Below are 20172 nucleotides of genomic sequence, written 5' to 3'. Positions count from 1 at the left end.
GGGGGAGGGGATGATGACGATACGAACCATGGCGATGGCGGCGGCCGTGCTGGCCGTGACGGCGGGGGCCGCCCTGGCGCAAGACGCGACCGCCGTTCCCGCGCCTCCGCCGCCGCCCGGTGAATGGAGGACCATCGCGCCCGAGAACCTGCTGGTCATCGACACCAACAAGGGGCGGGTTCTGGTCGAACTGGCGCCCGAGATCGCGCCCGCCCATGTCGAACGCATCAAGCTGCTGGCGTCGCGCGGCTTCTTCGACAACCTGGTCTGGCACCGGGTGATCGACTGGTTCATGGCCCAGACCGGCGATCCGCTGGGCACGGGCGAGGGGCAGAGTTGGTATCCCGACCTGAAGGCCGAGTTCACCTTCCGCCGTGGCGCCGACATGGCCTTCACCCCGGTCGCGGCCCCGATGGGGGCCCTAGTCGGTTTCGTCGATTCCATCCCGGTCCAGACCCAGCCTGACGCCCTGATGTCCGGCACCAGCGACAAGAAGGTCCACGGTTGGGCCCTGTATTGCCCGGGCGTCGCGGGCATGGCGCGTGACGAGGGCAATGACACTGCCAACAGCCAGTTCTTCCTGATGCGTCAGGCCTATCCGGCGCTGGACAAGCGCTACACCGTCTGGGGTCGGGTCGTGTCCGGTCTGGACGTCGTGCGATCGCTGAAGGCCAGCGACACGCCGGATGGCTTGGTGCAGGGACCGGATCAGATGACCCGCGTCCGCGTGGCGTCGGATCTGCCCGAAGCCGAACGTCCGACGGCGGTCGTCCTGAACACCAACTCCGCCACCTTCCAGACCCTGGCGCAGCAGGCGCGTCAGGCGCGTGGCGCGGATTTCTCGGTCTGCGATATCGAACTGCCGGTGCGCGTCACGCCCGCCGCCTGATCAGGCGGCGGAGGCCGGCCGCCCTCGTCCGCGCCGACGACGCCGTCCCCTCGGCGGCTTCTTGTCTTCGCGCATCCGTTGAAGCAGCAGGCCTTCGCGCAGGCCTCGATCCGCGACCCGCACCCGTTGCGACGGCCAAGCCCTTTGGACCGCCTCCAGGATCGCGGCGCCCGCCAAAACGAGGTCCGCCCGATCGGGACCGATGCAGGCCTCGCGCGCACGGCCGTCCGGCCCCAGCGCCTTCAGCTGATCCGCCGCCGCCTCGCAGTCGGCGCGCGTCATCCACAAGCCATCGACCCGGTCGCGATTGTAGCGCGGCAGGTTCAGGTGGATGCCCGCCAGGCTGGTGATTGCGCCCGAGGTGCCGACCAGATGCGCCCGGTTCTGCCGGAACAGCTCCAGCATCGGGTCGTCGATGATCCCGCCCGCTGCAATGGCCGCGCCCATGTCGGCGACCATCGCCTCGTACCAGGCCTCGCCGGAGTTCGGCGGCTCGGGATGCCGCTCGGCCAAGGTCACGACCCCCACCGGCGCCGACATCCAGGCGGCGGTCGTCCAGTCGCTTCCGCTGCGTTTCAGCCACGACATCTCGGTCGAGCCGCCGCCGACATCGATGACCAGCACAGCCTCGGCCTTGGGGTCGATCAGATTCAGGCATCCCTCGACCGCCAGCCGCGCCTCCTCGGCGGGATCGATGATCCGCAAACGCAGACCCGTGCCCTTGCGTACCCGGTCTATGAAGTCGGCGCCGTTCTCGGCCGCGCGGCAGGCCTGGGTGGCGACGGCGCTCAGTCGCGCCGAATCGACGCCCTTGCGCACGATCCGCTCGGCGCACAGGGCCAGGGCGTCATACGCCCGGTCCATGGCGCGCGGGTCCAAAAGGCCCGTCCGCGACAGCCCTTCGCCCAGCCGCACGATGCGGCTGAAACTGTCGACCACGCGAAAGCCTTCGCGTGACGGCCGCGCGATCAGCAGCCGGCAATTGTTGGTCCCCAGATCGAGCGCCCCATACAGCGGCGCATCTCGACCTGACGCATCCCGCGAACGGGAAGGCTGGGACCGCTCGTCGCGCCGTCGGGGCGCGCCGTGGGTCTCCGGCATGGGCCGTCATCCGTTGTGGGCGGTCCAAAGCGGCGCCCGTCCTGGTTAGCCTAACCCGCCAGGATCGTCCGCGCCAAGCCATTCTGTCAGGAAGATGAACAGACCGGCAGGCATTGGGGTCATGCGCTGAATCGTATGAAGTGCGATGACCCGCATTCAGACCGCACGTTTCGCCATCGGCCAGATTGTCCGCCACCGCGACGACGCCTTTCGCGGCGTCGTGATGGACGTCGATCACGCCTATGAGGGACCGGCAGGTGAAAGCGGCCTGGTCAGGCCGGACCAGCCCTTCTACCGCGTCTTCGCCTTGGGCGAGGACGGCGGCTTTGTCGCCTACGCCGCCGAAGGCGCTTTGGAAGACGGCGATTCCGTGCTGCTGCCCGACGACGCCGAGCGGTGGTTCACCACCGACGGCATGGGCCACCACGCACCGCTGGATGAACGTCTGCACTGACGGTTGGAAGCCATGGCGGCTCCGGGCTAGGATGGCGGCAAAAGAGGAATACGCCATGTCCGACTTCGAACACGTCTTCGAAAAGCCGCCCGAGGGCGCGGCCGCCGACTGGACCATTCCCCAGAACTGGGCCGCCTATACCGAGGTCGAGCACCAGACCTGGGACACGCTTTACGCCCGGCAGATGAAGATCCTGCCGGGTCGCGCCTGCGACGCCTTCATGCGGGGACTGGACGCGCTCGATCTGAACGCTGGCGGCATTCCCGACTTCGACGTGATCAATCCCAAGCTCCAGGCCCTGACCGGCTGGACGGTCGTCTGCGTGCCGGGCCTGGTGCCGGACGAGGTCTTCTTCGATCACTTGGCCAATCGCCGCTTCGTCTCGGGTCAGTTTATCCGCAAGCCGGACCAGCTGGATTACCTCCAGGAACCCGACATCTTCCACGACGTCTTCGGCCACGTGCCGATGCTGACCGACCCCGATTTCGCCGCCTACATGGAGGCCTATGGCAAGGGCGGACAGCGGGCGGCGGGCCTTGGGATGCTGCAGAACCTGGCGCGCCTGTACTGGTACACGGTCGAGTTTGGTCTGATGAAAGAGGCGGACGGCCTTCGCATCTACGGCGCCGGCATCGTCTCCTCGGCGACGGAGAGCGTCTTTGCTCTGGACGATCCGTCGCCCAACCGCCTGGGTTTCGACCTGGAGCGGGTGATGCGGACACTGTACAGGATCGACGACTTCCAGCAGGTCTATTTCGTCATCGACAGCCTGGAAGCTCTGAAGGACGAGACGCTCAAGGACTTCGGCCCGGTCTATGCAGCGCTGAAAGGCAAGGACGACCTCGCCATCGAAACCGTCCTGCCGACCGACCAGGTCTTCACCCGCGGCACCCAGGCCTATGCCCAGCGCGGCGGGCGGTTCGCGGCCTGATCGATCAGCGCTGGAACGGGTAGAAGTCGCCGCCCAGCCCCAGGATCGTCGTCAATTCGTCCAGCGCGCTGCGGCTTTCGACCAGGAGGTCAGGGTCGGCCAGATCGGCGGGGCGCAGTTCGTCGCGGTACCAGCGCCCGGCCCAGTCCGACAGACGCGCATGCAGATCGTCGGTCAGGCGCATGGCCAGGTTCGTCGCCGCCAGCTCGGCTTCGGTCAGCACGACACGCAAGCGCAGGCAGGCCGGTCCGCCGCCGTTGCGCATCGATTGGCGCACGTCGACGTAATGGACCCGGCCGATCGGACCGTTGGAGGCGGCCAGCGCTTGCGCCACCGCATGGCTGCGTGGGTTGCCGCAGGTCTCGGTCGGGCAGATCAGGGTCAGGCGATCCTCGCCCGGAACCTGGATCAGCATGGAGTTGAACAGATAGCTCGAGATCGCGTCGGCCAGCGGCAGATCGGCGGCCGAGACCTCGACGAAGATCGGCTCGAACAGGCCATCGGCCGCGCGGCGAATGGCGGCCTGGGTCGCGGCCGTGTCCTCGAACGCCAACTCGTGGAAGAACAGAGTGTCCAGCGCCCCGACGCAGACGACGTCGTTGTGGAAGGTGCCGCCGGCGATGGCGGCGCGGGATTGCTGGGCGAGGACCGGCCGTCCGGCTTCGTGTCGTCGGACGATGGCTTCCGACGCTTCGCGCGTCTGACGGGCGGGGAAGAGGCCATCCCAAGGCTCGAACGCCTCGCGACCCCAGACCAGCAGATTGACGCCGCGACCACCATGCTCGGCGCACAGGCGAACGTGGTTTGCGGCGCCTTCGTCGGCCAGGTGCGCGACCGCGGGCAGGGCGTCATGGACGGCGAACCGGCTGGCGTCGGGAAACAGGGCGTCCAAGGCGCGCTTCGTTTGCCGGTGCTCCAGGCTGCGGTGCAGATTGGTGTGCAGATTGGCCGGCGTGAAATGCACCCGGCCGTCGGCGGCGTCGGCGCTGGGCGTCACGGTCGCGGCGTTGGCGGCCCACATGGGCGAGGCCGAACAGGCGGCGGCGGCGAACGAAGGCGCGCTCCGCCATGCCCGCTCCAGAACCTGGGCGTCCGAGCCGGTGAAACCCAGGGTCCGTAGGAAGGGGATATTCGGTCGCTCATGCGGCGGCAGGACGAACTGGGGCAGGCCCAGGTCCGCCAGGGTCTTCATCTTGTCGAGGCCCTGAAGCACGGCCGCGCGGGGATTGGACGCCTCGCCCTTGTTCAGGCTGGAGGCCAGATTGCCGGGCGACAAACCGGCGTAGGAATGGGTCGGCCCGATCAGACCATCGGCGTTGGCCTCGACAGCGCTGATCATCGCAATCCCTTGATCTCGCCTTCGATGTTGGCGACGGCGTCGGCCTCGAAACTAGCGACCGGATAGGCGCAATAGTCAGCAGCGTAATAGGCGCTGGGCCGGTGGTTGCCGCTGGCTCCCAGGCCGCCGAAGGGCATGTCGCCGGCGGCGCCGGTGGTCGGCCGGTTGAAGTTGACCACGCCGGCGCGGATGCGGCGGATGAAGTGGTCCCAGTTCTTCGGATCATCGCTGACCAGACCGGCGGACAGGCCGTAGCGGGTCGCGTTCGCCGCCTGGATCGCCGCCTCGAACGACCCGACGCGCGTCACTGAAAGGAAGGGAGCGAACATCTCTTCGTCCGGCACGTCGATCCCGGTCACGTCGATAATGGCCGGCTTGACGAAGGCGCCGGGCAGATTGGCGACCGGCCCCGACGCGCGGATGACCTTGGCCCCGCTGTCGATCCGTTCCTGCAACGCCTTCAGCGCCGCCTCGGCCGCGCGCGCCGAGATCAGCGGGCCGGCATATGGTTCGGGATCGCTATCCCATGGGCCGAAGATCAGCCGGTCGGACAGGGCGGCGATGGCTTCGATGATCGCATCGCCTTGCGGTCCTTCCGGCACGATCAGGCGACGCGCGCACGAGCAACGCTGGCCGGTGGTGATGAAGGCGGATTGAACCGCGATGCCCGCGACGGCCTCTGCATCCGCCGCATCCCACACGACCAGCGGGTTATTGCCGCCCAGCTCCAGCGCCAGGATGACGTGGGGATCGTCAGCGAACTTCCTGCGGAAATGCGCGCCCGCCGCACCCGAGCCGGTGAACATCAGGGCGTCGATGCCGGCGTCCAGCAAGGCCGCGCCCGTCTCGCGCCCGCCCTGGAGCACATTGACCACGCCGGTCGGCAGATCGGCGGCGGCGAAGGCCTCAGCCATCACCTGACCGACCAGGGGCGTTTCTTCCGACGGCTTGAAGACGACCGTGTCGCCCGCCAGCAGGGCCGGGACGATATGGCCGTTCGGCAGATGGCCGGGGAAGTTGAACGGGCCAAGCACCGCCGCCACGCCGTGCGGACGGTGCCGCAGGGTCGCGCGGCCGAACGCCGTGTCGCTGGTCCGTTCGCCGGTGCGCTCGTCATAGGCGCGGATCGAGATGTCCACCTTGCCGATCATGGCGGCGGCCTCGGTCTTGGTTTCCCACAGCGGCTTGCCGGTCTCGCGCGCGATGGCTTCGGCGATCTGCGGCGCGCGGTCTTTCAGCACGGCCTGATAGCGCTTCACCGCGTCGATTCGTTCGGCGCGCGGCGCATCGGCCCAGGCGGGGAAGGCGGTGCGGGCGGCGTCGACGGCGGCTTGGACCTGGGCAGGGCTGGCGGCCTCGCCTTCCCAGTTGTTCGCTTCGGTGGCGGGATCGGTGGAGGTGAAACGGGTCATGACTTTACTCGCACAGTGTCTCCGCCGCGCACCTTGAGCACGGCGGCGGTTTCGGCGTTCAGGCGAACGGCGTCGCCATCGATGTCGGCCTTGGCGCGGACGGCGCGGAAGGCGGCGACGCTGTCGGTTGAGATCAGGGCCGGCAACTCTGCCTCGACGCCCTCGACGATCTGAGCCGTCAGGCGCCGGGCGTCGCGCACGGTCCGAATATTGTCGCGGCCGCAGGCGACGGTCGGACCGGCGTCGAAGATGTCGACCAGACCATTGGGCCGGAAGCCCTCGCTTTCCAGCAGCGCCATGGCCGGCACGCCTTGCGGATGGACCTTGCCGATCACCGCGCGGGCCGGTTCGGGCAGCAACTCGGTATAGATCGGGTGGCGCGGCGCCAGGTCCAGGATGAACTGCTTATCCGTCGAGCCGGTCATCCGGTCGGCGTGGTCGAACTCCATCGGGAAGAACTTGTGCGCCACATGGTCCCAGAACGGGCAGGCGCCGTCGGGCGTGAAGACCCCGCGCAACTCGGCCAGTACATTGTCGGCGAACAGCTCGGGCTGTGCGCCGATCAGCATATATCGCGACTGGCTGAGCAGACGGCCCGCGCCGCCCTTTCTCCGATCCGCCTTCAGAAACAGCGAACCGACCTCGGTCCAACCCGTGCACTCATTGACCAGAACCAGGGTCTGATGATCCAGCTTCACCCCCAGGGAGGGCGACTGGACGGTGTTGTTGACAACGCGGAACGAGAAGAAGGGTCGCTTCAGCCCCACCGTCGCCTTGACCGAGCCGACGCCGTCGATGTCGCCCGTGTCGCCGTCCTCCAGCATCAGCGTGTACCAGGCCTCTTGCCAGGGCACGCGACCCTCGAAGCTCGCCTGGCTCAGCTCCAGCCGATCAGCCAGGGCGTCGGGGTCCTCAGGCAGGCTGGTGAAGCCGGGGCCGGACAGGATGGCTAGTTCCAGCAGATGATCGAGATCGGCGGGGCCGGCGGGACGGACGACGAGCATTCTAAAGGGTTTCCATCCGCAGGGATTTCAGTTTGGCCGCATCGATTTCTCCCGACGCGATCTTGCACAGGATCAGAGCGCTGAGTTGGGCGCGCTCGACGAAGCTGTCGGGCCAGGCGAACTCCTGATCTGAATGGATGTCGCCGCCGCGGACGCCCAGGGTGTCGATATTGGGCAGGCCGGCGGCGTGCAGATTGTTGCCCTCGCACACCCCGCCCGACGGTTTCCAGGCGATGGGCTGGCCCAACAGGGCGCCCGCCTCTTTCACCGCTTCGAACAGGGCGGTCTGGGCGGCGTCCATCGGTTTGGGCGCGCGGGTGAAGCCGCCGTGCAGATCCAGCGTCAGGCCCTCGAACGGCGGTGTTGCGGCGATGGCTCGTACGGATGCGTCGATCCAGTCGGCGGCGGCCTTGTCCGGCACCCGGACGTTGAACCGCACCACGGCGTTGTCGGCGACGACGTTCAGCGCGGCCCCGCCCGAAATCTTGGCGACGTTGACGGTGACGCCCTCGTGCTGACCGTTCAGTCCGTGCAGGGCGGCGGCGATGATGGCGGCCCCGGCCACAGCATTGCGGCCTTCGTCGAAGGCGCGGCCGGCGTGGGCGGCGCGACCCGTCACGATCAGATGATAGTTGCCGCTGCCCTTGCGCGCGCCGGCCAGTGTGCCGTCCGCCAGCGCCGGCTCGTAGGTCAGGCCGACATGGCCGCGCGCACCCAGTTCGGCCAGCAGCGGAGCGGACGCCGGCGAGCCGATTTCTTCGTCGGGGCTCAGCAGCACCGTCCACCCGACGCCGTGTTTGTCTGGATGGGTTTCGAACGCCTCCAGCGCGGCCAGAAGCACGCTGATCCCGCCCTTCATGTCGGCGACGCCCGGCCCGTTCAGGGCGCCGTCGGCCCGCGTAGTGACGGTCTGGAACCGGCTGTCGGCGGGGAAGACGGTGTCATAGTGGCCGGTCAGCACGACCTGGATGGGCGCATCCGGCCGGGCGGTGATCTTCAGCGCGTCGGCATGGGCCTCGGTCCGCACCGACCCGTCGTCGGCGACGGTGGTCGAACCTTGTGTCGGGAGGCGTTCGACACGGGCGGGCAGGGCGCCCGCCGCCGCTTCCAGAACATCCAGCACAGCATTCAGCCCGGCGGCGTTGCGGCTGCCGGAGTTGATGTTCGCCCAGTCGATGGTGCGGCCGATGATCGTCTCGCGTCGCGCGGCGACGTGGTCGAGGACGGCCTGGTCCGAGGTCAGAATCCGCATCGGCCGGACCCTAGACGCCTCGACCCCAAAGGTGAAGGTCGGGGCCTGTAAGTCATCGCCGATCACCGCTAGGTTCCGCTTGAAACGAGGGCCCCAATGCAACGCAACAAGATCGACCTCTGGCTCCGCGCCATGAACCCGCTGAAGCTGCCGCGCGGCATGGCCGAGGCCCAGCGTTCGGCACGCTCGATGGTGATCGGCCTGGTCATCGCCCTGATCGTCGGCCTGATCCCGACCTGGTGGATGTTCACCTCGGGCTGGTTCGAGACGGCGATGAGCGCGGAGTACGCCAAGATGGGTCTGTCGGCGGATCAGTTGGCCATGCAGCAGGAGATGATGAAGGTCATGTGGCCCTTCGCCATCGCCTCGGGCGCGATCTTCTCCGTCCTGTTCTATGGCGTCGTGGCGGTGGTTCAGTGGCGCATGATGACGCGCGCCATCCCGATCATCATGCTGGCGCTGATCGCCTATAGCGTGGTGGCCAATCTGGGGATGCGGCTGCTTGGGACCCTGCCGTCGCCGGACCTTCCGCTTTGGATCAACCTGACGACTTGGCCCGCCATGATCGTGTCGGGCGTGATCTATGTCGCGTCGCTGCAGGGCGCCATGCTGCTGCATCGCTTGAAGCAGGAGGCGTGATGTCGGTCGTCCTCTACCATAATCCGAAATGCAGCACGTCGCGCAACGTCCTCGCCCTGCTGCGCGAGCAAGGCGTCGAGCCGACGGTCGTCGAATATATGAAGACCGGATGGGATCCCGAGACGCTGCAGCGATTGGCGTCCAGAACAGGCCTTAATCTGTCCGGCCTGCTGCGTAAGAAGGAGGCCGACGCCAAGGCGCTGCTGGACGCCGGCGCAGATGACGAAGCCATCCTGGCCGTAGCGATCGCTCAGCCGATCCTGATCGAACGTCCGATTGTCGAGACCGACAAGGGCGCCGTCATTGGCCGCCCCGTGGAGCGGGTGCTGGAGGTTCTCTAGCGACCGATCCGACGGGGCGGCTTAGCGGTTCCGGCCGCCCCGATTCGGACGACGGTCGCCCGCCTCGCGGCTTTCGTGACGCCAGCGGATCGACAGGCTGGTCTGGCCCTGGCCGCCGAACTGCGAGGCGATGGCGACGTTGCGCCGAGGCTGCCATTCGACCTTGACCGCCGCACCATTCTGACCGCCGCCGATGACCTCCAGATAGACGTCGTCGGTGATGTAGCGACCGCCCGCAACCGTGACCGCAGACGCGTCGCCGCCGAACGACAGCCGGTCCAGACCCGCCAGTTCGCGCAGGTTGCCGATCACGTCGAACCCGCCGCCGCCCGCCAGGGCCGCGACCCCGGCCGCCAACTGCGCCGCCTCGAAGGCTGACAACTGCGACGCCGACCGTCCGAACAGCACCTGCGACAGGATTTCGTCCTGGGGCAGGGACGGGGTGGAGGTCAGGGCGATCTTGGGTTCGGCGGCCGTTCCGGTGACGTTGATCGAGGCGGTCAGGGCCGCGTCCTCGCGCGTCGCCGCCAGGTTCAGACGGATCTGCTTGGGATCGGTCGACAGGGTGACGCGACCGGTGTCGTCGAACACAAACCGCTTGCCCGCGAACTCATAATCGCCGCGCACCACATTGGCCGTCCCGGTCAATTGCGGCTGGGCGATGGTGCCGCGCACCCGGGCGTTCACGTCCAGGATCACGTTCAGGCCGCGACCGTTGACCCGCACCTTGCCGCCGCTGGAACGCAGGACGATGTCCATGCCGATCTGCGGACCGCGCGCCTTCTGCTCGGTCTCCTCCGGATCGCCGCCGGGACGATTGATCTCAACCACATCCATCGAGACGATGCCGGTCGCGCCGGGCAGTTCCGGTTCGATCTTGGCCTCGTCGATATCGATGCGGCCGCCCAGCTGGATATTGCCGTCGGCGCCGCGCACGATGGTGACCGGGCCCGAGGCGCGCGCCTCGGCGATATCGTTGTCGATGACCCGGAACCGGTTCAGCATCAGTTGCGCGTTCGATCCGGAGCCTTGGCGCAGACCGATGCGGCCCTGGCCGGACACCGTGCCGCCCTTGCCGTCATTGGCCGTGAAGGTCTCGATCTGGGCGGCTGTGTCGTCGAACCGGGTCCGCAGCGTCAGGTCGCTGAGCGCCAGGCCGACCGCGTTCTCGCGATAGGAGCCTTGGCTCAGATCGAACCGGCCGTTCAGACGCGGTGCGTTCAGCGTCCCGCCGATCGTCGCCTGACCCGCCACCTGACCGGCCAGACTGCGGTCGCCGCCCAGGAACAGGTCCCAGATCGGCTGGATCTGCCCGTTGATCGACACCCGGCCCGACATTTCGCGCGTCCGGGCGATGGCCAGGCGCAGCGGCGCGGCCGAGGCCTCGACCGGCAGGACGACGTCAGCCGAGGCCTGAACCGCGCCCTCGTCGACCGCCGTCGCCTTGATGCTCAGCCGGTCGCCCGCCAGGGTCGCGTCCACGCGCCCATCGACGGCCAGGCCGCGCGGCGCATCGATGCTGCGGACGTTTTGGAGCGCAATATTGGCCGTGCCCGACAGATCGCTGCCGGCGCCGCGCAGGGCGACCTGACCGGTCACGCTGCCGCGCAGTTCGGGCGAGATGGAGCCCAGATCGACCCGCGTCAGGTCGGCCTGGATCGCGGCGCCGCGCGCATCCTGACGCAGGTCGGCCAGCAGCACGCCGCCGCCCACGCCCAGATCCAGATGCGCCGTACGCGTGGCGCCGTTCAGGGTGATCGAGGCGGGACTGCGGGTTGTGAAGGCCACCTCGCGCACCCGGCCGCCGCCGCGCAGCGTCAGACCGTGCGTCGTGTTCTGACGCGAATAGACGCCCGTGCCGTTGAACTGGGCAGGGTTTGGGCCGCCCACGTCCAGCGCCAGAGTGAAGGGCAGGTTGTTGAGGGTGCCGCGCCCGTCCAAATCGAGATTGCGAATGATCCAGCTCTGACCGGCCAGCCGGACGTTGCGGCCGCTGACGTCCAGAATGGCGCTGTCCGATCCGCCGCCGTCGGTCAGCCGCACCCGTCCGTTGGCTTCGCCCGAAGCCAGGAAGGCCCCGGCGCGCGCCGAGAAGGTCAGGTCCGCGCTGGAGGGAATGCTGTCGGACAGGGCGATGGCGCCCCTGGCCGTCACGCCGCCGGCGTCCACGTCCAGATCGCTCAACCGAATGCGCTTGCCGCCCAGGAAGAAGTTGCCCGAGGCGCGCGCCGGACCATAGTTCGAGCCGCTGACCACCGAAATCCGGCCGTCCGATGCATCTGCCCCCTTGCGGAAGCTCAGCGTCAGATCGGCGTTGTTCAGCGTCAGGGCGCCGGCCGTGACCTGCTGGAAGCCGGCGGTCAGATCGACGCGCGGCTGGGCCAGTGTGCCGGTCAGGGCGCCGCGCCCGTTCATGTCGCCGCCGATCTCGACCGGCCCGGCCGCGAACGGGCCACGCGCGTTCCAGTCCAGCGCCAGCCTCAGCTTGCCGGCGGTTTCGATGATGCCCTTGACCCCCGCGCGCCCGGCCGCGCCGGTCAGTTCGCCGCGCTCGACCTCGATACGTCCGCCGTTCAGCTTGCCGGCCAGTTGCAGACGCGGCGTCTTGCCGAGCAGGCGATCCAGTTCGTCCAGACCCACAGTCAGATTGCGGCCCCGTCCGTCGAAGTTCAGTACCCATGGCGCGCCTGCCCGCGCCGACGAGGCCCGGATCGGACCGCCGAAGGCGCCGCGCGCGTCGGGCAGCACGCGCCTGGCGTCGGTCAACTGCGCCTCGCCGCGGAAGTTCATCCCGCCCAGCAGATTGCGCGAGCCCGAACCATTCAGCGTCAGGCCCTGGCCCTGCAGATCGACTTTGGTCAGCAGGATGGCGCCGTCCTTCATCCGCGCCGCCTTCATCTGCACCCGCGGGGCAGGACCCAAGAGGCCGCCGATGATGCCTTCGCCTGATCCGCCGTTGGCGTGAATGTCGCCGTCAAGATCGATGCGGCCGTTCTTGACCGCGACGTTCAGCGGTCCGGCGATGCGCGTGGCGCGATAGCTGGCCACATTGGCGTTCAACAGGGTGACCTGGCCGCCCAGCGTCCAGGTCTGTGCGTCGCCCTTGAACAGACCGGAATAGGCCGCTGGTCCCGCCACATCGGACCCGACCAGTCGGCTCAGCGAGGCCGTCTGAATATTCAGACTGATTCCGTCGGGCGAACTGCGGTCGGAGTTGCGGACCAGGCCGCGCGCTTCGGACTGGACATTGTCGGAAATCAGCTTCCACGCCACGCCCTGACTGGCCTTGTCCGGCGTCGGCACCATGGCGAAGCCGAACCGCGCGGTGCGGCCGATCTTGGTGACGAAGGGCGACAGAAGGTCCGAGTTGCTGAAGTCGGCGAAGCCCGCGACGCGAGAGCCCTTGTCGCCGAAATGGCCCTGGACGATTAGGGGGACGAACTGTCCCGTCTGGACCCGCGCATTGACGATATCGGCGTTCAGAACCGCAACCGCCGAGAATGGCTGATCCGGCGAATAGCCCAAGGCCCCGGCCAGCGGTCCGCCCTGAGCCTCATTGGCGCGCAGGTTGAGGCGCGTGTCTTCCAGCTTGCCGCCGAAGGTCGCCGCCAGACGCAGGAAGTCGCCCGGTCGGTTCAGGCTGTCGGCGTTGACCGTCGCGCTCTTGGCGCCGGCGCGTGGCAGGCTGGCGTTCCCGGACAGGCTCCAGCGGCCGTATTCTTTGGAGAAGCCTTCCATCAGTTCGATATTGGCCGCGAACTTGTCGATGCGGACCGAGATCGGCTGGGGGCTGGGCGGTTCGCCGGTGGGCGGCTCGACCACAGGCCGACGCAGGACGCGAATGGTCTCGGCCTTGATGTCGTTCGCATGGAAACTGCGGCCCAGCAGCGCCAGATACGACCAGTCCATGCTGAGGTTGTTCGCCTCCAGCCAGATGCCCTGACTGTCGGCCAATGTGATGCGGTCGATGGTGAAGTCGCTGAGCAGATCGCCCTTCAGCCCATAGACCTTCAGCCGGCCGTAGCGGCTGATCTTCAGGTCCTGAAGCCGTTGCAGAACCATGTCGCGACCGCCGTCCGAGGCGATGTAGTAACGCCCTCCGACCAGGGCGGCGGCGATCAGCACCAGCAGTCCGGCCAGCACGACGCCCACGCCCAGGGCGATGCGTCTGATCAGCCCGCGACGCGGCTTCGCGGGCCGCGCGGCCTTGGCCGGCGTCGTCGCTTCTTCAGGCGTGGCTTCGGGCGGTGTATCGGTCAAAACGCCTGCCCGATGCTGATGTAGATCTGGAAGGCGGAATCGCCGTCACGCTTGTTGAGCGGCATGGCGACATCCGCCCGGATCGGTCCGAACGGCAGCATGTAGCGCACGCCCACACCCGCGCCGTAACGCATGTTGGTCAGGTTCGGCGTCTCCTGAAAGCCCACGGAGCCGGCGTCGACGAAAGCGACGGCCTGGAAGCTCTGACCGATCGACTGGCGCACCTCGAACGAGGTTTCGAACAGCGACAGACCGCCCCGCGGCGTTCCGTCCGGCAGTTGCGGATTGACGTTCTGGTACGAATAGCCCCGCACCGAACCGCCGCCGCCGGAGTAGAACAGACGGTCGGCCGGCACGTTCAGCTCGCTGCCGCCGACGATGGAGCCGATCTTCATGCGTCCGGCCAGGATGGTGCGATCACCCGCGACGGGGAAATAGGCGGTGCCTTGCGTTTCGGTGCGCAGGAACAGGATGTTGCTCTCGCCGGTCACCGCCGTCGGCTGAACCGCCAGATTGACCCGCCAGCCCTTGGTCGGGTTCAGCGGATCATTGGAGCGGTCGATGTAGGCGCTGGTCCGCGCGGTGATGATGGCCAGATCACGGTCGAAGGTCACACGCTGCGGGGGCAGGGTGGTGAAATCGTAGCGGGTCTCGCTGTAGCGCCCGGCGTCCAGCCCGATTCCGTAGTTGAAATAGGAGGTCTTGCCGATCCGCTGTTGCAGGTCGGCGTACAGAACCACGGCGGTGCGCAGATAGGCGTCGGTGTCTTCGTTGACGACTGCCGCGCCCAGCTTCAGCGTCCGGCCGGGCCGACGCCAGTGGGGCAGAGACAGATCGGCGCCGATCCGGCTGTCGATGTCTGCCAGCCGCGCTTCCAGCCTCAGGGTGTCGGCGCGGCCGAAGCGGTTGTAGCGGGTCTGGATCACGTCCACGCCCGCACCCTCCGCCGTCGACCAGGTGGCGCCGGCCTCCAGCACGCGACGGGGGCGGTCTTGCAGGCTGACCACCACGGGGCGATGACCATCGGCGGTAATCTGGTCCAGCGGCGACAGCGCGACGCTGACGCCGTCATAGACGCCGGTGTCCAGCAGCCGGCGTTCCAGCTCCGCGACCATCTCGGGATCGTAGCGATCGCCCTCGTTCCACGGGGCCAGGCCTGCGACCCAGGCTGGATTGGTGCGGCCCTGGCTGGTCAAGCGCACGCCGTCCAGACGCACCAGCGCGCCGGAGGCGATGCGATACTCCGGCGCGACGGTGAAGGCCGCATGATCCACCACGACACGGCGCGGATTGGCCTTGGCGTCGGCATAGCCGTCACGCACCAGCGCCGCCACGGCCCGACCTTCGCCGGATATGACGTCTGCCGCTCTACCTGGATCGCCCGCCTTCAGCGCGATCGCAGTCTTGGCCTTGTCCGCCGCCTCGGCCTCAGGCGCGGGGTCGGCCCACTGGATCATCGGATCTGTCAGCAGGAAGCGGCGCCCCGGTTCGACCGAAACCACTGCGATCGGCGTCTCCTCACCCTCGACGATGTCTTCGACGACCGGTTGATAGTAGCCTTCGGACCGCAGCAGTGCGGTCGCCGAGGTCACGGCGCTCTCGGCGCGACGACGGGCCTCGAAGCGGCTGGCCGGCGCGCCGTCAACCTCGCCCACAGCCCGCTCCAGCGCCCGCCGCAGATCGCCGTCCATGTCGCCCCGGATCTGCGCGCGGGGTTCCGCCGCCGCTGCATGGGCGCAGGCCGAAAACGCCGCGAGGGCGACCAGCAGGGTAGGCCTGAACGTCAAACTCGATCTTTCGTCAAAAGGACGCCCCCCGGCATACCTGTTCGTCAGTAGAACAGCGTCTCGCTTTCGGGCTGCACCGACTGTTCAGACGTGCGTTCCTCAGGCGGAAGCGTCGTCGACGGCGGAGGCGTGGGCGTCGGATCCTGAACCTCTGGCGCGGGCGGGGGAGTTTCTTCCTTGACCGGCGGAGGCGCCGGCTCGACCGACATCTCGCGATAGTCGTCGTCAGAGCGCGAAGGACGGTCGTCGCAGGCCGACAGCGCGAGCACGCTAGCGGCGGCGGCCAAGACAAAAATCGAGCGTGTCATGAAAGTCCCCGGTCTCCGCCGACCAAACGCCTGTCGCGCTAAGCTGTTCCCTTAGCGCCGAAATCTGCGTCGGTCATCCTGCGTGATCGGACCATTTTGTGACCATTTGATCCAAGGTCAGTTCGGACTTGGGGGAGGGCGCAGCAACTACGCCGTCGAAACGGGGCGCGGGTTGCGGCAGGCCGCTGTGGAATGTTCCTCGCGCCTGATTGTGCGGATGATCCGGCGCCTCGGCCAGGCTCAGCACGGGCGTGACACAGGCTTCCGTCCCGGCGAAATGGGCGCTCCAGTCGTCGCGGTCTCTGCTCGCGAACAAGGCCGCAAACCGCGCTTGCAGGGCCGGCCAGGCGGCGATGTCGTATTGAGTCGCATCAGCCGGATCGATCTCCAAGCCGGCCAGCAGCGCGGCGTAGAAACGCGGCTCCAGCGCCGCCACCGCCACGAACCCGCCGTCACGACAGGCGTAGCAACGATAGAAGGGCGCCCCCCCGTCCAGCAGGTTGGATCCGCGCCGGTCGCTCCACAGTCCCCGACCCCGCAAGGCTTGGAACAGACCGCCCAGCAGAGCCGCCCCGTCCGTCATGGCTGCATCCACCACGCGTCCCTTGCCCGTTGTCCTGGCCTCCACCAGCGCGGCCAGCACCCCTACCACCAACAGCATGGCCCCGCCGCCATAATCGCCGACTAGGTTCAACGGCGGGGAGGGTGGACGATCCGCCTCGCCCATGGCATGCAACACCCCAGACAGGCCGATGTAGTTCAGATCATGCCCGACCGCGTTCGCCAGCGGCCCCGTCTGGCCCCATCCGGTCACACGTCCGAACACCAGCGCGGGCTTTCGCGCCTGCAGCACGTCGGGGCCATAGCCCAGCCGCTCCATGACGCCGGGCCGGAAGCCTTCGATCACGGCGTCGGCCCCATCGATCAGTTGCAGGATGCGCTCGCGATCGGCCGGTGATTTCAGATCGACCGGAACGGCCGCTCTTCCCCGGTGCAGGACCTCGCCTCCGACCTCGTCGAAGATCGCCGGTCCGGCCGAGGCGTCGCGCGTCAGCCGCACCACCTCCGCCCCCAGGTCCGCCAGCATCATTCCGGCGAAGGTGACCGGCCCCAAGCCGTCGAATTCGATGATGCGGACGCCATTTAACGGTTTCATGCCCAATGAGTAGCAGACCGGGTCTTGACCGGAAGGCCGGATTACAACAGAAGGCGCCCTTCGACGGTTCGGGCCAGCCCGGACGTCGCGCGGTGCGTCCTTAGCTCAGTTGGTTAGAGCATCTGACTTTTAATCAGAGGGTCCTCGGTTCGAGCCCGAGAGGACGTACCATTTAAAGCCCGCTTCGGCGGGCTTTTTGCTGTCCGGGCCTTGCCTTCGGTGGGTCGCGAAACGACCAGGCGCAGTCGCGTCTGCCGCGATCGAAGCGTTCGATTTGTCGAGATACTTTGACAGGGTGGCGACTAGGGCAGGCAGTTGCAGCGGCTTGGCCAGATGGTCGTCCATGCCGGCGTCGCGGCACAGCTGGATCTGGTCCGGCTGAACATTGGCGGACAGGGCGATGATCGGCAGTCGGCGTCCGCCGCCCTGCTCAATCCGGCGAATCTCGCGCGTGGCTGTCAGGCCGTCCATGACCGGCATCTGCATATCCATCAGGACGAGGTCGTAGACTTCGGACTGCACCGCATGCACCGCCTCGGCTCCATCGCTGGCGGTAGCGACCTCCAGTCCCATGCCGACAAGGATGACGCTGATCAGTTCGCGGTTGGCCGGTGCGTCGTCGGCGATCAACACGCGGCCCTCGGGCATGACGCTGAGGCGCGGACCTTCGGCTTCCAATCCGGCCTCGGCGATGTGCAGGGGCACGGTCACCTTGAACGTCGATCCCAGGCCGGGCTGGCTCGTGACGACGATGTCGCCGTCCATCGCCCGCGCCAGCCGCCGCGAGATCGCCAGCCCCAAGCCGGTGCCTCCATAGAGCCTGGTCGTCGACCGATCCGCCTGTGAGAAACGCTCGAACAGATGGGCCTGTGTCTGGGGGCTCATGCCGATGCCGGTATCGGTCACCTCGGCCGTCAGCCGCCATACGCCGTTTCGTCCGAGACGCCGCCGACCGACAGGCTGACCGAGCCTTGGCTGGTGAACTTCACCGCATTGCCAAGCAGGTTCAGCAGGATCTGCCGAAGACGGGCCTGGTCGCCCATCAGGCAGTCCGGTATGTCCGACGCGAGATCGACGTGCAGCGCCAGACCCTTGGCTAGACACTGGGCCTCCATCATCTGGACCGTCTCGTGCGCCAGGGCGGCCGGGTCGAAGCGCTGGGGCTCCAGCTCGATCATGCCGGCTTCGAGCTTGGAATAGTCCAATACGTCGTTGATGACCGACAGCAGGGCCTCGCTGGCCGTGGCGATGCGCGCGACATAGCCCTTCTCGGCCTCGGGCAAGGCCTCGCTGGCCTTCAGCAGGTTCGAAAAGCCGATGACGCTGGTCAGAGGCGTGCGCAGTTCATGGCTCATGTTCGCCAGGAACTCGCTCTTGGCCGCCGCCGCCGCCTCGGCCCGGTCGCGCGCGGTGACCAGTTCGTCCGCCAGGAGCTTGCGATCCGTCATGTCACGGATGACCACCACCACCTCCGACGGCTTGCCCGCCTCGGCGGCCAGGGCGCGGAAGGTGCATTCGACCCAGACGATTGAACCGTCGCGATGAAGGGCCCGGTGCTCCAGGCGGCAGGGCTCCTTGGTGTGGATGGTGCCCAGCACGGCCCGGGTCACCATTTCCCGATCGTCGGGATGGACATAGTCCATGGGCCGGCCGTTCATCTCTTCGGTGGTCCAGCCGAGCAGGCTTTCGATCGCGGGCGAGATGTATTTGCTGGTGCCGTCCGGGCGAACGCGGGTGATCACGTCGCCCACGTTTTCAGCCAACAGCCGATAGCGCGCCTCGTCACGCTGAGCGCGGGCGATCTGGGCCTGCTGGTCTGTGATGTCCTGAAACACGCCGTAAAGGACCTTCACGACCCCGGCGTCGTCACGTTCGGCGCGCGCCTGGGTCAGAACCGCGCGCTCCTCGCCATCGGCGCGGATCAGCCGAAGACGCATTTTGTAGCCATCGCCGGTTGCGGCCGAGTGTGCGATCGCCGCCAACAATCCGGGCCTATCGTCGGGGTGATAACGGTCGATGGCCGAATCGACCTGGGGATCGAAGGTTTTGCGATCCAGACCGTGGATGCGGAACACCTCGTCGGACCAGTGGACCTTGCCGCTGGCCAGTTCCAACCGCCAATGACCGACCCCGGCCATGTTTTCGATCAGCTCCAGCGTGCCGTGGCGCTCATCGCTGACGCGACCGACTTCCAGCGACGCGATGATGTCTTCGGCCATGGCGCCCAGCGTGCGCAGCGTCGCGATCTCGGCGTCGGAGGGGGGAGGGCGGGGTTTGCGATCCATGACGCCGAACGCGCCCAGCGGCCGACCGTCCGGGCCGCAGATCGTAACGCCGGCGTAGAAACGCAAATTATAGGGGGGCGCCACCAGGAAATGATTGCGCGCTGCGGGGTCCGCCAAGCCGTCTTCGACCACCAGGACGGCCCCTTGGCCCTGGCGCAGCAGGCGGTCGCCGAGGGTGCGTTCGCGCGGCAGGCTTCGAACCAGTTCACGATCGCTGCACCACAGGACGGCGTTGTCGCCGCTGACCAGGGTGACGACGGCGGCGGGCGCATCGAAAACCGTGCAGGCCAGTTCCGTAAGACGTTGGAACGGTCCGGCAGGGGCGTCCAGGGCTTCCAGGCTCTTGGCGATGTAAGGCACGACCGAACTCCAACGACCGGCCAAAGTGACATAAAACCAGAGAATTCTTCGTTACCGACCGCTTCCGCCGCCACGCTTTAATCGCCAGCCGAGGCGTGGTCTAAGCCACCCTATGAAACGTCTTCTTCTCGTGGCCAGTCTTGTTGCACTCTCCGGTTGCAATGCCGGTCGGTCGGCGATGGGCGGCGCCGAGCAGGTCGGGGCAGGCTTCGCGGCGGCGGCGACGGCTCCGCTGGAAGATTTCAACCTACGTCGTCAGATGATTCCGACGGTGCTGCTTCAGGCCGAAGCCAATCCCTACGACCTGCGTAATCTGAATCAGTGCACGACCATCGGCGCAGAGGTCGCAAGGCTCGACGAAGCGCTGGGACCCGATACGGACGAACCGCCGCGTCAGGACGGCTCCTATCTCAGCGAACGGGCGGCCGACGCGGCGGCCAAGGCGGCGCTGAACGCCATTCGCGACACGACGACAGACTTTATTCCCGGCCGAAACTGGATCCGTCGACTGAGCGGCGCCGAACAGCACTCAAAGCACGTTCAATCGGCCATCCAGTCCGGCCGGATGCGCCGCGCCTTCTTGAAGGGGATGGGCATGCAGCGGAACTGCGCGCCGCCGGCGGCGCCCAGCTGGTTCAGACCGCACCCTTAGGC

Annotated in this window: 17 protein-coding genes and 1 tRNA gene; 7 read left to right on the top strand and 11 right to left on the bottom strand. The window is 67.5% G+C overall.

Features of this window, described 5'->3' with window-relative positions; translation table 11 throughout:
- The first annotated feature begins 13 nt into the window (after nucleotides 1-13).
- Nucleotides 14-889 carry a peptidylprolyl isomerase gene (locus BVE01S_RS07470; protein WP_066626206.1) on the top strand — a complete coding sequence of 292 codons (876 nt, stop codon included), beginning with the start codon at nucleotides 14-16 and terminating at the stop codon, nucleotides 887-889.
- Here the strand turns inward: BVE01S_RS07470 and BVE01S_RS07465 are convergent, their stop codons facing one another.
- Entirely contained in the window at nucleotides 890-1990 is a 1101-nt protein-coding gene (locus BVE01S_RS07465; protein WP_066626148.1) for a Ppx/GppA phosphatase family protein, read from the bottom strand.
- Between the two features lie 145 nt (nucleotides 1991-2135).
- On the opposite strand from BVE01S_RS07465, the gene hspQ reads away from it, so the two are divergent.
- Nucleotides 2136-2444, top strand: coding sequence for a heat shock protein HspQ (gene hspQ / locus BVE01S_RS07460; protein WP_017504111.1), 309 nt, complete (start codon nucleotides 2136-2138; stop codon nucleotides 2442-2444).
- A gap of 55 nt (nucleotides 2445-2499) precedes the next feature.
- A complete protein-coding gene (gene phhA / locus BVE01S_RS07455) occupies nucleotides 2500-3375 on the top strand; it encodes a phenylalanine 4-monooxygenase (protein ID WP_066626204.1) in 876 nt (291 codons plus the stop codon).
- A gap of 4 nt (nucleotides 3376-3379) precedes the next feature.
- Here the strand turns inward: phhA and astB are convergent, their stop codons facing one another.
- Genes astB through BVE01S_RS07435 form a run of 4 tightly spaced genes read right to left on the bottom strand, consistent with a single transcriptional unit; the run spans nucleotide 3380 to nucleotide 8382 of the window.
- The gene (gene astB / locus BVE01S_RS07450; RefSeq protein ID WP_066626146.1) at nucleotides 3380-4714 is read right to left on the bottom strand and encodes an N-succinylarginine dihydrolase; all 1335 of its coding nucleotides are present in this window, start codon (nucleotides 4712-4714) and stop codon (nucleotides 3380-3382) included.
- Nucleotides 4711-6126, bottom strand: coding sequence for a succinylglutamate-semialdehyde dehydrogenase (astD, locus tag BVE01S_RS07445; RefSeq protein WP_066626144.1), 1416 nt, complete (start codon nucleotides 6124-6126; stop codon nucleotides 4711-4713). Before astD ends, astB begins: the two co-directional genes overlap by 4 nt.
- Nucleotides 6123-7130, bottom strand: a complete 1008-nt coding sequence (locus tag BVE01S_RS07440) for an arginine N-succinyltransferase (protein ID WP_066626142.1) — start codon at nucleotides 7128-7130, stop codon at nucleotides 6123-6125. Before BVE01S_RS07440 ends, astD begins: the two co-directional genes overlap by 4 nt.
- A gap of 1 nt (nucleotide 7131) precedes the next feature.
- On the bottom strand, nucleotides 7132-8382 hold the full coding sequence (locus tag BVE01S_RS07435) for a hydrolase (protein WP_066626139.1): 1251 nt from the start codon (nucleotides 8380-8382) through the stop codon (nucleotides 7132-7134).
- 96 nt (nucleotides 8383-8478) lie between these two features.
- Between BVE01S_RS07435 and BVE01S_RS07430 the strand changes: the two genes are divergently transcribed.
- Nucleotides 8479-9021 carry a hypothetical protein gene (locus BVE01S_RS07430; protein WP_066626136.1) on the top strand — a complete coding sequence of 181 codons (543 nt, stop codon included), beginning with the start codon at nucleotides 8479-8481 and terminating at the stop codon, nucleotides 9019-9021.
- On the top strand, nucleotides 9021-9362 hold the full coding sequence (locus BVE01S_RS07425; RefSeq protein WP_066626132.1) for an arsenate reductase family protein: 342 nt from the start codon (nucleotides 9021-9023) through the stop codon (nucleotides 9360-9362). The genes BVE01S_RS07430 and BVE01S_RS07425 overlap by 1 nt, the downstream gene beginning before the upstream one ends.
- A 21-nt stretch (nucleotides 9363-9383) precedes the next feature.
- On the opposite strand, the gene BVE01S_RS07420 is transcribed toward BVE01S_RS07425, so the two are convergent.
- The 4 genes from BVE01S_RS07420 to BVE01S_RS07405 all read right to left on the bottom strand — a co-directional run bounded on the left by BVE01S_RS07420 (nucleotide 9384) and on the right by BVE01S_RS07405 (nucleotide 16879).
- Entirely contained in the window at nucleotides 9384-13622 is a 4239-nt protein-coding gene (locus BVE01S_RS07420) for a translocation/assembly module TamB domain-containing protein (RefSeq protein ID WP_066626130.1), read from the bottom strand.
- Complete coding sequence (locus BVE01S_RS07415; protein WP_066626127.1) at nucleotides 13619-15409, bottom strand: autotransporter assembly complex protein TamA; 1791 nt, start codon at nucleotides 15407-15409, stop codon at nucleotides 13619-13621. Before BVE01S_RS07415 ends, BVE01S_RS07420 begins: the two co-directional genes overlap by 4 nt.
- A gap of 44 nt (nucleotides 15410-15453) precedes the next feature.
- Nucleotides 15454-15717, bottom strand: a complete 264-nt coding sequence (locus BVE01S_RS07410; protein WP_066626126.1) for a hypothetical protein — start codon at nucleotides 15715-15717, stop codon at nucleotides 15454-15456.
- A gap of 73 nt (nucleotides 15718-15790) precedes the next feature.
- Nucleotides 15791-16879, bottom strand: coding sequence for a CaiB/BaiF CoA transferase family protein (locus tag BVE01S_RS07405; RefSeq protein ID WP_218015920.1), 1089 nt, complete (start codon nucleotides 16877-16879; stop codon nucleotides 15791-15793).
- An 88-nt stretch (nucleotides 16880-16967) separates the two neighbouring features.
- On the opposite strand from BVE01S_RS07405, the gene BVE01S_RS07400 reads away from it, so the two are divergent.
- Nucleotides 16968-17044: transfer RNA gene (locus tag BVE01S_RS07400), tRNA-Lys, on the top strand.
- Here the strand turns inward: BVE01S_RS07400 and BVE01S_RS17460 are convergent.
- Both BVE01S_RS17460 and BVE01S_RS07390 read right to left on the bottom strand, forming a co-directional pair.
- On the bottom strand, nucleotides 17003-17758 hold the full coding sequence (locus BVE01S_RS17460) for an ATP-binding response regulator (protein WP_370667556.1): 756 nt from the start codon (nucleotides 17756-17758) through the stop codon (nucleotides 17003-17005). The genes BVE01S_RS07400 and BVE01S_RS17460 overlap by 42 nt on opposite strands.
- Nucleotides 17759-17787: 29 nt before the next feature.
- On the bottom strand, nucleotides 17788-19518 hold the full coding sequence (locus BVE01S_RS07390) for a PAS domain-containing protein (RefSeq protein ID WP_157076444.1): 1731 nt from the start codon (nucleotides 19516-19518) through the stop codon (nucleotides 17788-17790).
- Between the two features lie 112 nt (nucleotides 19519-19630).
- Here BVE01S_RS07390 and BVE01S_RS07385 point away from each other — a divergent pair, with 112 nt between their 5' ends.
- Nucleotides 19631-20170, top strand: coding sequence for a hypothetical protein (locus tag BVE01S_RS07385; protein WP_066626112.1), 540 nt, complete (start codon nucleotides 19631-19633; stop codon nucleotides 20168-20170).
- The last annotated feature ends 2 nt before the right edge of the window (nucleotides 20171-20172 follow it).

This window comes from Brevundimonas vesicularis NBRC 12165 (genome assembly GCF_001592205.1).
Lineage (GTDB): Bacteria > Pseudomonadota > Alphaproteobacteria > Caulobacterales > Caulobacteraceae > Brevundimonas > Brevundimonas vesicularis.
This window is presented reverse-complemented; position numbering and strand designations above follow the sequence as displayed.

Coding starts and splice junctions, on each gene's coding strand:
- BVE01S_RS07470 (WP_066626206.1), top strand. CDS start 14: ATGACGATACGAACCATGGCGATGGCGGCGGCCGTGCTGGCCGTGACG.
- BVE01S_RS07465 (WP_066626148.1), bottom strand. CDS start 1,990: ATGCCGGAGACCCACGGCGCGCCCCGACGGCGCGACGAGCGGTCCCAG.
- hspQ (WP_017504111.1), top strand. CDS start 2,136: ATGACCCGCATTCAGACCGCACGTTTCGCCATCGGCCAGATTGTCCGC.
- phhA (WP_066626204.1), top strand. CDS start 2,500: ATGTCCGACTTCGAACACGTCTTCGAAAAGCCGCCCGAGGGCGCGGCC.
- astB (WP_066626146.1), bottom strand. CDS start 4,714: ATGATCAGCGCTGTCGAGGCCAACGCCGATGGTCTGATCGGGCCGACC.
- astD (WP_066626144.1), bottom strand. CDS start 6,126: ATGACCCGTTTCACCTCCACCGATCCCGCCACCGAAGCGAACAACTGG.
- BVE01S_RS07440 (WP_066626142.1), bottom strand. CDS start 7,130: ATGCTCGTCGTCCGTCCCGCCGGCCCCGCCGATCTCGATCATCTGCTG.
- BVE01S_RS07435 (WP_066626139.1), bottom strand. CDS start 8,382: ATGCGGATTCTGACCTCGGACCAGGCCGTCCTCGACCACGTCGCCGCG.
- BVE01S_RS07430 (WP_066626136.1), top strand. CDS start 8,479: ATGCAACGCAACAAGATCGACCTCTGGCTCCGCGCCATGAACCCGCTG.
- BVE01S_RS07425 (WP_066626132.1), top strand. CDS start 9,021: ATGTCGGTCGTCCTCTACCATAATCCGAAATGCAGCACGTCGCGCAAC.
- BVE01S_RS07410 (WP_066626126.1), bottom strand. CDS start 15,717: ATGACACGCTCGATTTTTGTCTTGGCCGCCGCCGCTAGCGTGCTCGCG.
- BVE01S_RS17460 (WP_370667556.1), bottom strand. CDS start 17,758: ATGAGCCCCCAGACACAGGCCCATCTGTTCGAGCGTTTCTCACAGGCG.
- BVE01S_RS07385 (WP_066626112.1), top strand. CDS start 19,631: ATGAAACGTCTTCTTCTCGTGGCCAGTCTTGTTGCACTCTCCGGTTGC.